We start from the raw sequence: 14,626 nt of genomic DNA on the forward strand, positions 1-14,626 counted from the left end.
CAGTTTCAGTGTTGAATCGTTCTGTTAGCGCCCTTGTATAATGGGCATTCTGCGCTGTTGCCCACTTTTATCATGAGCGTCGTTCTCTACAACACCCTGACCCGCAAAAAAGAGCCCCTCAAAACCCTGGAATCGGGGCGGGTCAAGATCTACTGCTGCGGCGTCACGGTGTACGACTACTCGCACCTGGGCCACGCCCGCAGTTCCATCGCCTGGGATACGGTGCGGCGCTACCTGCTGTGGCGGGGCTACGATGTGCGCTACGTGCAGAACTTTACCGATATCGACGATAAAATTCTTAACCGCGCCAAGGCCGAAAATTCCACCATGCAGACCGTGGCGGAGCGCTATACCCAGGCGTATCTCGAAGATATCGCCCGCCTCAATGTCATGGAGGCGGACGAGTACACCTACGCCACCAAAACCCTGGACGGCATTCAGCGGCTGATTGGCGAGTTAGAAAGTAAAGGCTATGCCTACCCCGCTAACGGCGATGTGTATTACTCCGTGCGGAAGTTTGACGGTTACGGCAAGCTGTCGGGGCGCAAGCTCGACGACATGCAGGCCGGGGCCAGTGGGCGGGTGGCGGCAGAAGAGGCCATCAAGCAGGACCCCTTCGACTTTGCCCTGTGGAAGGGAGCCAAGGAAGGGGAACCCTTCTGGGAGTCGCCCTGGGGGCCGGGCCGACCGGGCTGGCACATCGAGTGCTCGGCCATGATTCGCGATCGCCTTGGCGACACCATCGATATCCATGTGGGTGGCAGCGACCTGGTGTTTCCCCACCACGAAAACGAGATCGCCCAGTCTGAAGCGGTGACCGGCCACCCCCTCTCCCGCTACTGGATGCACAACGGCATGGTGAATGTGGGTGGCGAGAAGATGTCGAAATCACTCGGCAATTTCACCACCATTCGCGACTTGCTGGATGGGCCAAGCGCCCCTGACCCGATGGCGGTGCGGCTGTTTTTGCTGCAAGGCAACTACCGCAAACCGGTTGACTTTACCGATGAGGCGATCGCCGCTGCCCAGACCAGCTGGGGTACTGTGAAGGATGGATTGCTGTTTGGATACGAGTTTGGAGCTAAGCTGGGCTGGGCCGATACTTCAGATTCTGCCTTTGGGGATCCGGCTGCCATGCGGATTGACCGGGAAAGCGACCCCGTCCAAGCCTTTCAAACTGCTATGGATGATGACTTTAACACCGCTGGCGGGCTGGCGGTGCTGTTTGACCTGGCCAAAGATCTGCGCCGCGCGGGCAACCTGATCACCCATACGGGTGAGGCTGACACCGCCAGCGATACCCTGCGTCAGCAGTGGCAAACCTTGGTGTGCCTAGCCCAGGTACTGGGACTGGAAGCCCAGCCCAAAGCTGAGACATCCACCCAGGGCGGGCTGTCGGACAGCGCCATCGAAGCGCTGCTGACCCAGCGGCGCGAAGCCCGGGCGACGAAAAATTTTGCGGAGGGCGATCGCATTCGCGACCTGCTCCAGTCTGAAGGTATTACCCTGATCGACAAACCCGGCGGCGTCACCGAGTGGCATCGCTAGGGCAGCCACTGGCGACCCAAGGCGACAAAGGTTTCGCGGTGCTGGCGAAAGAGGGTGTAGCCATAGACGGCAATGATGGCAAATAGGCAAAGGTGAGCGATCGCACTGTAGGTGCCAATAATGTCTCCCGGTGTCCAGTTGTGGTAGTTGACCAGCTGATTCATATCGCCATGGTCAACGTCGCCCCACATACTGCCAAAGGGAATAGAGGCCTTACCCTGGCGGATTTGGCCCCACAGCCACACTTGACCCCAAAAGCAAAAAGCCGCTCCTAGCACCACTGGAAACCGGTAAAAATCCCACCGAAAACAGTCGGGCAGCGGGAAGAAAAACCCGACCATCAGCAGGGCCGACAGATAAATTTCGCCGCCGATGCCACCGAAGGAAAACAGCATGTCAAAGGTATCGCGTGGAATCAGCCAGGTCATATAAAACTGCACCACGATCAGCACCAGGGCCAATATCACCGGCCAGTGCTTGGCTTCGCGCCGCCCTACCCAAAACAATAAACCCAGCAGCGTGAGAATGCCAAAGTAGACAAACAGCGATCGCTGGAGGCTGATGGTCGTCCAGCCAATGGGCAGCGGCAACGCCTGGCGGCCCGCTAGCCAGGCTATGGTGGCATGACCAAACTCGTGCATCCAGATCTTGATACCGTAGAGCAACCCATTCACAATTGGCATGGCGTTCATCAGCATACCCAGCACCATCAGTGCTGGGAAGATTAGCCCATTGCTATAGCGATTGCTAAAGGACAGCACATCGGTGTCGTCTCGCGGGGCCGCCTGGGGGCGAGCTTGAGGTCGAGCTTGGTAGAGGGTGGGCTGCGATCGCCCCACCGTCCCTTGTTCAAGGGTAGGAACATTGATTGCCGAACCGTCCGAGAAAACTGCCGGGGCTGCCGCCTGCTCTAGGTGAGTTTTGAGGGTGGTAAAGGCCCACTTGAGCGGTTCTAGCGCCGCGCGATCGCCCCGTTTTAACAGCTCTGCCCGGCGCTTAAAGTACACTGCCTCAACCTGGGCCATGGGTTCACCGGGGGCAAGGCCAAGTTCTTGGTAAGCCCGGCTAACGACGGCGGGGTTGGCAGTGCAGGAGGGGATGAGGGGAGGGGGAAAAGACCCAGGGGTTTCTGGTCTAGGGGTTTCTGGTTCAGGGGCTTTAGCTGCAAGACCAGGGGGAGGGGAGAAACTATCGGTGGAACAGGAAGTAGTGTCTAAGGAGAGGAGGGCAATTTCTTCGTGCCAAGCGGGTTGGGCAAAGCCAGTCTGTTCACCGTAGAAGCTGAGAATGCCCAGGCTGGACACTTGCAACCGCTCAATAACGCGGCGGGCGTAGGCGACGGTGGGGGCCTGAGCCGGGGCAGGGCTAGCGGTAAACCACAGGTGTAGGGTGTAGCTCTCCCGCTCGGCCCGTACGGTAATGCCCTTGGACCTAAGCGAATTGCTGAGCAGGGCAGCGATCGCCCCTGCATCCCCATCCTTGGCCTGCTCCAGTAGCGAAGGTGATGTCATTGATGGCTATCCCTAAGCTAGGACTGTACCTAGGGTACCCAGCAGAGTAAGTACAAGAAAAGGTAGTTAAACAATCTTGCTCAATTAAGGCGCTAAAGCAGCAGGTTGGTAACAGAGAAGGTCTATCTATGGCCCAGCTGCCCAGCGCTCATTTTGCCTTGGTTCGCCTTGCGATCGAGAACCAGGAATAGAACAGCAATGATCGCGGTGACGACAGATTGGGAACCATATTTAACTAGATAACCTTGCGAAGACCCGTCACTAAGGACAGGTAACTCCAGTCAACTGCCCTGGTAGCAGGTATTCTAGAGTGAAAAAAACGTTAGTGTTTTTGGTAGACACCCAGTTGTAATGAATTTTTGCAAAAAATCTTCAGAGAGGATACGATTTTGAGCCTTAAGCATATACGTTCTAATCAAACACCTAGGCGTGCAGTACATTGATATAAAAGCATGCACAACTTGAGCAATGCATCTTTAGTGAATCCTGACTCACCAGCAAAAGTCAACGTTTTACTGGTAGATGATCTGCCAGAAAATTTAAAGATACTGACCGAACTCCTCTCTGAGCTCGGTTATACGGTGCGTAGCGCTATCAGCGGCAGAAGAGCGATTAAGACCGCAAAGTTGAAGCGTCCAGACATCATCTTGCTAGATATCAAAATGCCAGAAATGGATGGATACCAAGTTTGTCGATCCTTTAAATCTGACCCCGATCTTCGCAATATTCCTATTCTATTCATCAGTGCCTTAGACGATGCTTTTGATAAAGTGAAAGCTTTTCAGTCGGGTGGCGTAGACTATATCACCAAGCCTTTTCAGATTGAAGAAGTCGTAGCCCGGCTAGAAACTCACTTGACCATTCAGAAGCAACAGAGAATTTTGCAAATTGAAATTGCCAAGCGTCAGCAAACTGAACTTGCTCTGCAAGAGAAAAATCAGCAATTACAGGAAGCAAACTATAAGTTGGAATTATTGGCAAACTTGGATGGCTTAACCCAGATTGCCAACCGCCGTCGTTTTGATGACTATTTAACCTTGGAATGGCAACGACACCAGCGAGAACAAAATTCTCTCGCTTTATTGCTAATTGATATTGACTATTTTAAGCGCTACAACGACAGACATGGCCACCAAGTCGGCGATACCTGTTTGATTCAAGTGGCTCAGGCGATCGCTAAAGTTCCGCAACGACCAACCGATCTGGTTGCTCGTTATGGCGGTGAAGAGTTCGCTGTAGTTTTGAGCAATACCTTTAGAGAAGGCGCGTTAAGAGTCGCAGTCGCGATCCAGCGGGCGATCGCAGCGCTCGAAATTCCCCATGGCGACTCCGATATAAGCGATGACATTACGCTGAGTATAGGGGTTGCGAGCCTAGTGCCAGCCTGGGGGCAAACTCCAGAAACAATTATTGCCAAAGCAGATACAGCTCTGTATACCGCTAAAAAACAAGGCCGCAACCAGGTGATCGCCTAGGCCATCGGTAGTCACAATATCCAATCTCCCTTGGAGCGCTCAAATCGGGTTTAGAATCAGCCCTGAGCTTGTATACAGCGGAGGGCTGCCCTGGTGACGACAACTATTTCCCCTGGCGGGCTGGTGATTGCAGGCGAACGCAGCGGCGTTGGCAAAACCACGGTTACCCTGTCTCTGCTGGCCGCCCTAGCCCAAAAATCTGCCCGTGTACAGTCGTTCAAGGTGGGGCCAGACTACATCGACCCGATGTTTCACCAACGGGCTACGGGCCGCCCCTGCTACAACCTCGATCCTGTTCTCACCTCTGAAGCCTACGTGCGGCATTGCTTTGCCCAGCGCTGTCACGATGCCGAGTTTGCCTTGGTGGAAGGGGTGATGGGCCTATTTGACGGTGCATCGGGCCTATCTGACGTAGCCAGCACCGCCCACGTGGCTCGCCTTCTCAATCTGCCGATACTGCTGGTCGTCGATTGCAGTCGCCTATCGCGATCGGTGTTAGCTATTATTCATGGCTACCGCACGTTAGATCCTCACGTGCGTCTGGCGGGGGTAGTGCTCAACCGGGTGGGTAGCGATCGCCATCTAGACCTGCTTACCGACGCCCTCTCCACCATCGATCTGCCCATTCTGGGAGTATTGCGGCGACACCAGGCGATCGCTCTCCCCGATCGCCACCTGGGCCTCGTACCTACCGCTGAACTGCCCCAACTGCCCGCCATTCTTGATCGCTTAGCCGACCTCGGCCACAGCAGCTTCGACTGGGCGGCGCTAATGCCCCTGCTGTCTACCCCGTCTGTTTCTCCCCCTTCTCCCTCTCTCCCGTTACCCTTTCAACCACAGCCGCACTCACTCACCCGCCCCCGCCTGGCCGTCGCCCAAGATGCCGCCTTTAGTTTTTACTACCCCGACAACCTTGACCTGCTTACCACCCTGGGGGCCGATCTGATTCCCTGGAGCCCTTTGAAGGATGAAGCCCCACCCGAAGGCATCGACGGTTTGTACTTTGGCGGCGGGTTTCCAGAAATGTTTGCCGCCGAGCTAGCCGCCAATCAGCCCCTGCGAACCCGACTCAAAACTTTGCTGCACCAGGGTTTGCCCACCTACGCCGAGTGCGGGGGGCTGATGTATTTGGCCACCACCCTAGTCGATCTCGACGCCACCGCCTGGCCGATGGTGGGGGTGCTGCCAACCACCGTGCGCATGACCAGCAAACTTACCCTGGGCTACCGTCAAGCTACGTCCCAACAGACCAGCTTCCTGATGTCGGCTAATCAACAGGTGTGGGGGCACGAGTTTCACCGTTCTCAGACTGAAACCAAGCCAGAGCAACCGGTTTTTCATCTCAGTCGCTACGGTGCCACCTCGTCCCACGCCCAAGACGGCTGGCACCTGCATCAGGTCCATGCCTCTTACCTGCACCTACATTGGGGCGGCTGCCCCGCCGTAGCCCGCGCCTTGGTTACGGCCTGCCGTCAGCACCACCAGAGGCAAGACCAAAACAACAGTAAAACGCTCAAACAATAGCCATAAAAATTGCTGCTTCCCAGACTCAGGAAACAGCAATTCACGCGAATACTTAGCGGCTGAGCGCTAGAGCAGCGCTCCAGCTAGATCGACCGACCTAGAGGTAAGCCTGGGCGCGCATTGCAGAAGCTTGTAGGTGACGCTGGGTCGTCCAGCGATCGCGGTTAGGCTCATCGGCACCGTTCATACCGGGCACATAGCCGTTGCCTAGGGCATCGCTAAAGTTTTTCAGTTGATCAGCAGTCCAGGTTTTAGACGTTTGGTTTTTCATAAGTGCCTCCTTTCGAGAACACATTCATAGTAACAAAACTGTAAAACTGGATACCAAATACAACGCTTATGCCTTTCATGACAAGGTTAGATACATAATCTCTCCTCTGGGAGAGGCCGTAGCCTAACCAGTCCACGGATTTGCCCAGGCACCATACCTAGCGTGACCTACTCACCAAAGCTAGAAATCGTGGTCTTAGCCGACTCAATAGCTTCAGAAAGCAACGTCGCATGCTCAGTAAAGGCAGCTGTAGCCGCTGTCGGATCAGCATCTAGGGCGGCGGTATCAGCGGATAACTGGGCGATCGCCGCAGATACGGTGTCAAAGGCAGCTTGTAAGTCGTCGAACTGAGTACCCAACTGGGTATCAATGGCCTCTTTAAGCTGGGTCGGCGTTGCCCCTAGGGTTGATTTAAACGTGTCGGTGTCGGCTATTAAACTATCGAAGGCAGCAGCAGCAGTATCGAGAGCAGCTTTAGCCGTATCAATTTTAGGGGTCAAGGTGGTAGCACTGATCGAGGCGGGGTCAGCGGTCGCTTTGCTTAACTGTTTACTCAAGTCTTTGGTGACCGACTTGAGCGGCTTGAGCGCTTCACTAAACGAGCCTTCTAGGGCGTCAGCATAGTCGTCTAGAACAGTTTCAACGAAGTCTTGAGCCGCTTTGGTCATGGTGAGATCCATGGTTTCGCTCAAAGTGCCTTTAGGGGCAGCTAACGCCGGGGTTGAAGCCCCCGGCAGACTCAGAAAAACTAAAGCTGCTACCAAAAGGCTCGCCGCTAGAGCCTTAACAGCCCGACCAGTGAGTTGATGAAGGTAAGTGAGCATAAACCCTTTCCAAATTCTAAAGAATCACAAAACTGCAATCACTAATCAGTCTCTAAACGCTCACTCCTCATACCAAATCCTGTCTGTATCCCCCCGATTCGTCGGGGCATTGCAGTGCAATAACCCGACGAGGTATCGGTTTCAAATCGGGGTTTGGTGGATCGGATTTGGTATCAGACAGCATTAGAGCCACCTAAACAACCCCATCCCTCAGCAAATCAGGGATATCGACTAGAGCGATCGCCCCAGTCAAGGCAAATATTCTTAGGACTCAAAGCCAAATTTTGACTTCAATAATCGCCCCAGAAATGGCCAACAATCTTCTCTGTATACAGTCCACAAGCACTGTACACAATCAGCCGGTCTTTTTCAACAACTGCGCAAAAATTCAAAGACTCTCTAAAGAGTTGGGCTAATCTTTAGCATTTCGCTACCTAGAGGCCCAAGTAATTGACTCCAAAATACTTATCCTCAGTCAAGATAATTGCATTCAAGCCATCACCACCGCCCTTACCCAACGCTGCTTCCGTCCTCCTTTGAGAAAATGACGCTTGTGAAGGGCCAGATGCTCAAGGGGTCTATCAGCAGGGAAACCCCAGAGATGGGTGGGGGTTCAGCCTTCTTGCCCGACCGCGATTAATGCTATGGTTAGATCTATAGATTTGTGCTGAGAAAGGAGTCTAACCGTGGTTGAGCCGTTACTGAGTGGCATCGTTCTAGGGCTTATTCCTGTTACCCTGGCTGGGCTGTTTGTGGCCGCCTATATGCAATATCGTCGTGGCAACCAGTTTGACCTGTAGCGGCTAATGGAAGTTTACTAGGCTGGGGCTAGGGGGCGATCGCCCTGAGTTTTAAGCAGATTTCTAGAAAATAAGCTCCCTGCTACATTCAAAGACTGTAGCCACCGTAGGGTGGGCACCGCCCACCGTTAGGGAGAAAGTTTTCCAGAAGTCGCCTCAGGCTAACTAGCTAAAGCAGCCCCAGTGCTAGGTAAGCACTACCCACCGCCGCCTCAACTGAGGCGGCGTTTTTAATGGGTACCGGCATCAGGCCAGCCCGAATCTGTCGCCAGGTTTCGTTGGCCGCACCACCGCCGGCGGTATAGATTTGCCGCAGCGGCGATGCCCCCCGCTGAGCCAGTAGGTCGTAGCCTCGCTGCTCTATACGGGAAATGCCCAGCAGCAGGCCGTGCAAAAAGGTCTCATCATTCGTAGGGCGGGGGCTGAGGCGAGGAGCTAGATCAGGATCGTTGACAGGAAAGCGCTCACCGGGCCGCACCAGGGGATAGTAATTCAGGTCGGGGGGCGTTGCCGGGTCGAGACGCTGGCTCAGGGTGACCAGGGCCGCTCGCTCAAAGAAAGCTTCAAGCACGGCACCGCCACTGTTAGAGGCCCCACCCACCAGCCAGTGCTCCCCGAAGCGGTGGCTATAAATGCCGTATTCTGCTGCATCGACGCGGTGGGTGCTCAGGAGCTTGATCACCAGGGTTGACCCCAGGGAGGTGACGCCATCACCTGGGGCACTGGCTCCGCTCGCTAGAAAGGCGGCAATGCTGTCGGTGGTGCCGGCCACGACTTGGCACTGGGGCGACAGCCCAAACTGCTGGGCGATCGCAGCCGTCACCCGACCCACTACCTCCCCTGGAGGAACCACCTGAGGCAGCAGCCGACTCCAGGGCTGATTCAGCATCCAGTCGGGATAGCGCAAGAGGCCCACGTCGTAACCCAGCTTGAGACTGTTGTGGTAGTCACTCAGCCCCCACTGGCCGTGGAGCTGAGCCCCTAGCCAATCGGCCTGATGCAGCAGGTAGGTGGCCTGCTGCCAGAGGTGGGGCGGCAGTGTCTGATGCCACCCTATCAGCTTGGCCAGGCTAGAGGTGGCGCTGGCGGCGGGGCTGTGAGCGGGGGCGAGGGCTTTGACCGTTGCTAGCGCGGCCTGACAGGCTTGATTGTAGAGCAGTGGAGGCGTTAGGGGGGCTCCGGCGCGATCGCACAGCAACACCGTAGCCGAGGTGCCATCGATGGCAATGCGGCCCAGCTGCTGAGCCACCGACTGAGGGATAGCCTCCATCAGCGCAAACAATGCCTGTCGCCAGTTGTCTGGAGCTGGTAAGTCAGGATAGCCCTGCCGATACTGCCAACAAAGATGCCGCTGCGGAGTGACCACAGCGGCACGCACCCCAGAGGTGCCAAAGTCGATACCCAATGCCAGGGGGAGGATGTTCACAGGGGCAAGGGCCGGGGCGAGACAGCGATTATAGGAACGACCATCGCAATGGCTCAGCCCCCCTTAGCCTGACAGGTAGAGGACAACCTAGATGCTGATTTCACTCAGCGATCGGGTCATATAGTCGAAGGGAAAATCGACGACAGCAGGGTCGGCAACCCCAGCCTCTTGCACCTTAGCCTTCACAATATCCTTCATCAGTTGAATGCCCATCACCGTCGGAGCAATGGGAACACCCAGGGAGTTGTAGGTCTCCCGTAGCCCCGTCAGCACCCGCTCGTCGAGCACATCGGGGTTGCCCGCCACTAGCGCGTAGCTGCTGTAGCGCAGGTAGTAGTCCATATCGCGCAGGCAGGCGGCGTAGCGGCGGGTGGTGTAGGCGTTGCCGCCGGGGCGAATTAGCTCGGGCACTTGGGCAAACAGGGTGACCCCTGCTTCTTTAACAATGCCAGCGGCGTTAGCGCTAATGACCGCCGCTGCCTTAATGCGATCGAGGCCGCTATCAAAGTAGGACTTAATTGAGTCAAGGGCGTTGTTATCGAAGTAGCGCCCGGTGTTGTCGTAGGTTCTAATGAGCGTGGTGACAGCGTCCCGCATAAATGGTTTCTCCCAACTCTCACTTGGCAAACAGCATTTCATAAACGTTGGCAGTCCCAAGGGTCTGCCCCTGGCCTGGAGCTCTAACCCCTGCGAAAACCAGGTTTTATCCTCAGAGAAGGATACCACGGGGGTTAAACCCCTGGGTCCCACAGTCCCTCGACAGACGGGGCTTTATGAGCGAATTGTTACAAAACATCATGGGATGTGTCGGGGCTTTTGTTGGCTTTCCCTGACAAAAAGTAGTAGATGATACAAAACCGGCTAACCCCTCTCCCTAGGATGATTCAGATGAGCTGATGCCCATATGAGGCAGCATAGTCGGTTAGCCTGTGGCGACAGAATGCTACTGGAAATCGAATGTTTGGCTGTGCCTTAACCCCCTGGCGGCATTCCCCTGGTTTAAGGAGTGGAGTCCGGCGCTAGAGACAGGGCATCATCAGCAACTTGTCGAGTCGGTTTTCCGAAGTTTGAACGCTAAACGAGGCTAAGGAGTAGTTCATGGCAACCCCCGCAGACATCCTGAAATGGATTGAGGATGACGGCATTGAGTTAATCGATCTGAAATTTATTGACATGCCCGGTATCTGGCAGCACCTCACCCTGCACAAGAGCCAGATTGACGAGAGCAGCTTTACCGATGGGGTAGCCTTTGACGGCTCCAGCATTCGCGGCTGGAAGGCGATCAACGAGTCTGACATGATGATGGTGCCCGACCCCGACACCGCCTGGCTCGACCCCTTCATGGCAGAGCCAACTCTGAGCATGATCTGCACCATTAAAGAGCCTCGCACTGGCGAGCTGTACGCCCGCTGCCCTCGGGCGATCGCCACCAAGGCAATTGAGTACCTCAAATCCACTGGTCTGGGCGATACCGCCTTCTTTGGCCCTGAGGCAGAATTCTTCATCTTTGACGACGTGCGCTTCGACCAAAACGAGCACTCGGCCTACTACTACGTCGATAGCGTTGAGGGGCGTTGGAACACCGGTCGCGAAGAAGTGGGCGGCAACCTGGGCTACAAACCCCGCTACAAAGAGGGCTACTTCCCCGTCGCCCCTACCGACACCTCCCAGGACATGCGCAGCGAAATGCTGCTGACCATGGCCAAGCTGGGCGTACCCATCGAGAAGCACCACCACGAAGTGGCTACCGGTGGCCAGTGCGAACTGGGCATCCGCTTTGGGCGGCTGATCGAAGCTGCCGACTGGCTGATGATCTACAAGTACTGCATTAAGAACGTCGCCAAGAAGTGGGGCAAGACTGTCACCTTCATGCCCAAACCGCTGTTTAACGACAACGGCTCTGGCATGCACACCCACCAGTCGATCTGGAACAATGGGGAGCCTCTGTTTGCAGGCGACCAGTACGCCGGTCTGAGCCAAATGGCCCTGTGGTACATCGGTGGCATTCTCAAGCACGCCCCTGCCCTGCTGGCGCTGACCAACCCCACCACCAACTCCTACAAGCGCCTGGTGCCCGGCTTTGAAGCGCCGGTGAACCTGGCCTACTCCCAGGGCAACCGCTCGGCTTCGGTGCGAATTCCTCTCTCCGGCGATAACCCCAAGGCTAAGCGCCTAGAGTTCCGCTGCCCCGATGCTACCTCCAACCCCTACCTGGCCTTTGCAGCGATGCTCTGCGCCGGTATCGACGGCATCAAAAACCAGATCGACCCCGGCGACCCGCTGGATGTAGACATCTATGATCTCAGCCCCGAAGAGCTGGCGAAGATTCCCTCTACCCCCGGATCGCTGCTCGATGCCCTCAAGGCCCTGGAAGCTGACCATAGCTTCTTGACCAGCACCGGCGTGTTCACCGAAGACTTCATCAGCAACTGGATCGAGTACAAGCTCGACAACGAAGTCAACCCCATGCGCCTGCGGCCCCACCCCTACGAGCTGGCGCTCTACTACGACTGCTAAGCGAATTGCTTGACGAGTCGGGTTGAGCCGCCTCGCAGGTGGCGTAACTGAAAAAGCGGTCTGGGGTCACCCCAGACCGCTTTTTCTATGGCCTTAGTCTAAACTCCAAAATGGTTCGTCAATGGTTCGTCTTCATCGGTCGAGATCCTGCGGAACGATGAAGGTTTATACCAATCGTCTATGTCGCCAAGACGACACCCCCAACGATGAAAAATGTAGGGTGCATCCGCGCAGCGATGCACCGTCTCAGGGTTATTTCTAGGGCAAATCCGACTTGGTTACCCCCGAAATAGTTTAGGGCGAATGCCATTCGCCCCTACGAATTGGTCTTTTTGTAATTGGGGTCTATATAACTCGGATTTGGTATTACTTGATGGCAGAGCGATCGCTCAGCTCTAGACATCCATTTATACTACAAAGCACTACATGCGCTTGACCCTGCGATCGCGGCTAGCACCAATCGCTAGGCGATCGGTGGCCAGTTACTGAGGCAGGCCTAGTACAGAACAGGGCGTGTGATCGGCCAATCGCCGCACTAGCTGGTGCTTAGCGGTGTGACAGCCCAGCATCAGCACCTCGGCATCCATTTCTCGGGCCACCGTGCTCAACTCAGTGGCCACTTCACCAATTCTCAGGTGGGCATCGAGGGACCCTCGCCACTCGCTGGCCAGACAGCGGGCTTGCCAAAGAATGCGATCGGCGTTAGCAATGGTTCTAGGGCGACTTTTATCGACCACATAAACCACATGCACCATAACCGGGTTGGGCTTGGCTAGGCGTGTCTGGTGGGCAACGCACAGGGCTAAATCTAGGGCCGCTTGGCTATGGGCAGAGCCGCTGTACCCCACCACAAAGCTGATGGTTTGCTCATCTGGGTTTGAGGTTAAATTAACCTTTTTAGGCCGAGCCAAGAGCACCATACTTGAGGCCAAATCAGAGCGCCCGAGGGTAGCCTCAAGGCGCGTGATCATGGGTTTTAGCGAGGTATAGCCTGCCAAAGCCGGTAGGTTATGGTCAATCGAAAGAGACCGCCTTTGGGAGGCAGTACCATGGGATTTGAGCTGCATAAGACCCTCCTGGAGTCTATTTAGGGACAGCGAACAAGCCGCGTTTCCACGACTTAGGACACTGAAACAATCAATGCATGGGGAATGCTGATGGTTCAGTCTCCCTCAATGCCGACGAGGTTAGCTGACGGGCTAGGGCTGAGAGACGCCCCTCTCCGATTACCCTCTGGTGGGTGTTAAGAACTCGGAAACACGCCCCTTATACTGGTTCCCCCGCTCTAGAAACATCAAATGAAACTAGATTAGGCTGACTTGTTTGACTCCTAAATTGTAGAAGCGAAAATCTAAAAGCGTCAACAAAATGCTTGCAATATGTGACTAATTGTTGCGCCCTATACTGACTGGCGATCGCCAAGTTATTTTTATTTTCTCAGTGGATTTACCGACTTAAATACACCCATTCATAAGGATGAAGACTAAAGTTTTTGTGGTTTTTTAGGCTTAATTTAAGCATCCATCTAAAGAAGTATTTTTGCTTTTTTAGCTGTAGTCTTGGGTGAGTTCGGCCAGCTGGGCCTGGTCTTCGGGGCTGAGCGCCCAGCCTAGGGCACCGGCATTCTGTGCAGCCTGGCGAGCGGTTTTAGCGCCCGGAATGGGCATAACATTCCCCTGGCCCACTAACCAGTTCAGGGCTACCTGGGCTGGAGTGCGATCGTTTTTTTCTCCAATCGTTTTTAACGCCTCGATCACAGGCATTAGCTTGGTCAAACCACTCTGACTAAAGCGGGGATTTAGCCAACGAGCCCCGGTCGGTTTCAGATCGGCTGTGGGGGTATATTTGCCGGTGAGTAGCCCTTGAGCGAGGGGACTATAGGCCAAAATTGCGATTCCTAACTCCCGCGCAGTGGCCATGACGCCGTTGGTTTCGATCTGGCGATGGAGTAAAGAATATTGCACCTGGTTGACGGCCAACGGCACGCCCTGGTCAGCCAGGTAGCGATGGGCTGCGCGCATTTGCGTAGCCGAGTAATTACTTACCCCTACCGCGCCAATGCGACCCCGCTGCACCTCTGCCGCCAAGGCCGCCATCAAATCTTTTTGGCTGAGCAAAAAATCGAGTGGCCAGTGCACTTGGTACAGGGCTACCGAGGCCACCTGAAGGCGATCGAGGCTAGCCGTTAAGGCCTCCACCACCGATTGCTGGGAGAAGCGCCAGGGCAGCGGAAAATATTTGGTCGCGATCACGGCCTGCGAACCTGTCTGCTGGGGGCGCTGCTGCATAAAGCGCCCCAGCAGACGTTCCGACTGCCCAAATCCATAGATTTCAGCGGTGTCGAACAGGGTTAGCCCCGCGTCGAGGGCAGCCTCGAAGGCCGCTTGCAAGTCACTATCACCGTAGGCCTTGCCATAGTCCCAAAACAGAGAGTCACCCCAGGCCCAGGTGCCGACTCCTAGAGCGGGCACGGTTGGCCCATTCGGTCCGAGCGTGATGGTTTGCAGGTCAGTAATGGGGGGCATAGGTCAAAATTCCTGGGCGGCAACGGTAAGACGGGGGACAAATGATCCCTAAAGGTTTCCTCTAGGGCGATTCCTAACCATATTGTAAACTTTAGTTAAAAGGCTTTCAGAATGCTCTCAGGTCAGATTTTTGCCAAGCTGAAGTCGCCCAGAGGCATAGTTTTGCCATGTTTTCCCTAGCCCCATGTCCAATCACCGCCCTCTA

General features: G+C 55.4%; 12 protein-coding genes and 1 riboswitch. Of the genes, 5 read left to right on the forward strand and 7 right to left on the reverse strand.

The genetic code is table 11. The features are described from left to right. The first annotated feature begins 72 nt into the window (after positions 1-72). On the forward strand, positions 73-1,548 hold the full coding sequence (cysS, locus tag RRF56_RS22155; RefSeq protein WP_317035318.1) for a cysteine--tRNA ligase: 1,476 nt from the start codon (positions 73-75) through the stop codon (positions 1,546-1,548). Here the strand turns inward: cysS and RRF56_RS22160 are convergent. Further along, positions 1,545-3,059 carry a hypothetical protein gene (locus RRF56_RS22160; RefSeq protein WP_317035319.1) on the reverse strand — a complete coding sequence of 505 codons (1,515 nt, stop codon included), beginning with the start codon at positions 3,057-3,059 and terminating at the stop codon, positions 1,545-1,547. The two genes, cysS and RRF56_RS22160, sit on opposite strands and share 4 nt — an antisense overlap. Positions 3,060-3,511: 452 nt before the next feature. Between RRF56_RS22160 and RRF56_RS22165 the strand changes: the two genes are divergently transcribed. Both RRF56_RS22165 and RRF56_RS22170 read left to right on the forward strand, forming a co-directional pair. Next, positions 3,512-4,534, forward strand: coding sequence for a diguanylate cyclase domain-containing protein (locus RRF56_RS22165; protein WP_317035320.1), 1,023 nt, complete (start codon positions 3,512-3,514; stop codon positions 4,532-4,534). Positions 4,535-4,627: 93 nt separating this feature from the next. Continuing rightward, on the forward strand, positions 4,628-6,058 hold the full coding sequence (locus RRF56_RS22170; RefSeq protein WP_317035321.1) for a cobyrinate a,c-diamide synthase: 1,431 nt from the start codon (positions 4,628-4,630) through the stop codon (positions 6,056-6,058). A gap of 97 nt (positions 6,059-6,155) precedes the next feature. Here the strand turns inward: RRF56_RS22170 and RRF56_RS22175 are convergent, their stop codons facing one another. Next, positions 6,156-6,329 (reverse strand): hypothetical protein, encoded by a 174-nt coding sequence (locus tag RRF56_RS22175; protein WP_317035322.1) that lies wholly within the window; start codon positions 6,327-6,329, stop codon positions 6,156-6,158. A 167-nt stretch (positions 6,330-6,496) separates the two neighbouring features. Continuing rightward, positions 6,497-7,153: a hypothetical protein gene (locus tag RRF56_RS22180; protein WP_317035323.1), complete on the reverse strand. Its 657-nt coding sequence runs from the start codon at positions 7,151-7,153 to the stop codon at positions 6,497-6,499. A gap of 686 nt (positions 7,154-7,839) precedes the next feature. Between RRF56_RS22180 and petG the strand changes: the two genes are divergently transcribed. After that, on the forward strand, positions 7,840-7,953 hold the full coding sequence (gene petG / locus RRF56_RS22185; protein ID WP_193967815.1) for a cytochrome b6-f complex subunit V: 114 nt from the start codon (positions 7,840-7,842) through the stop codon (positions 7,951-7,953). Between the two features lie 169 nt (positions 7,954-8,122). Here petG and RRF56_RS22190 read toward each other — a convergent pair whose 3' ends face one another. Together RRF56_RS22190 and apcB are read right to left on the reverse strand one after the other, a co-directional pair. Continuing rightward, a complete protein-coding gene (locus tag RRF56_RS22190; protein WP_317035324.1) occupies positions 8,123-9,379 on the reverse strand; it encodes an FGGY-family carbohydrate kinase in 1,257 nt (418 codons plus the stop codon). 87 nt (positions 9,380-9,466) lie between these two features. Next, entirely contained in the window at positions 9,467-9,976 is a 510-nt protein-coding gene (apcB, locus tag RRF56_RS22195; RefSeq protein WP_317035325.1) for an allophycocyanin subunit beta, read from the reverse strand. A gap of 501 nt (positions 9,977-10,477) precedes the next feature. Here apcB and glnA point away from each other — a divergent pair. Further along, positions 10,478-11,896: a type I glutamate--ammonia ligase gene (glnA, locus tag RRF56_RS22200; RefSeq protein WP_317035326.1), complete on the forward strand. Its 1,419-nt coding sequence runs from the start codon at positions 10,478-10,480 to the stop codon at positions 11,894-11,896. A gap of 482 nt (positions 11,897-12,378) precedes the next feature. Here the strand turns inward: glnA and RRF56_RS22205 are convergent, their stop codons facing one another. Next, the gene (locus RRF56_RS22205) at positions 12,379-12,867 is read right to left on the reverse strand and encodes a universal stress protein (RefSeq protein ID WP_317035327.1); all 489 of its coding nucleotides are present in this window, start codon (positions 12,865-12,867) and stop codon (positions 12,379-12,381) included. 191 nt (positions 12,868-13,058) lie between these two features. Then, a riboswitch (cyclic di-AMP (ydaO/yuaA leader) is annotated at positions 13,059-13,222 on the reverse strand. 221 nt (positions 13,223-13,443) lie between these two features. Continuing rightward, entirely contained in the window at positions 13,444-14,421 is a 978-nt protein-coding gene (locus tag RRF56_RS22210; RefSeq protein WP_317035328.1) for an aldo/keto reductase, read from the reverse strand. Positions 14,422-14,626 lie beyond the last annotated feature (205 nt).

The sequence above is a fragment of the Nodosilinea sp. E11 genome, from assembly GCF_032813545.1.
Classification (GTDB): Bacteria; Cyanobacteriota; Cyanobacteriia; order Phormidesmidales; family Phormidesmidaceae; genus Nodosilinea.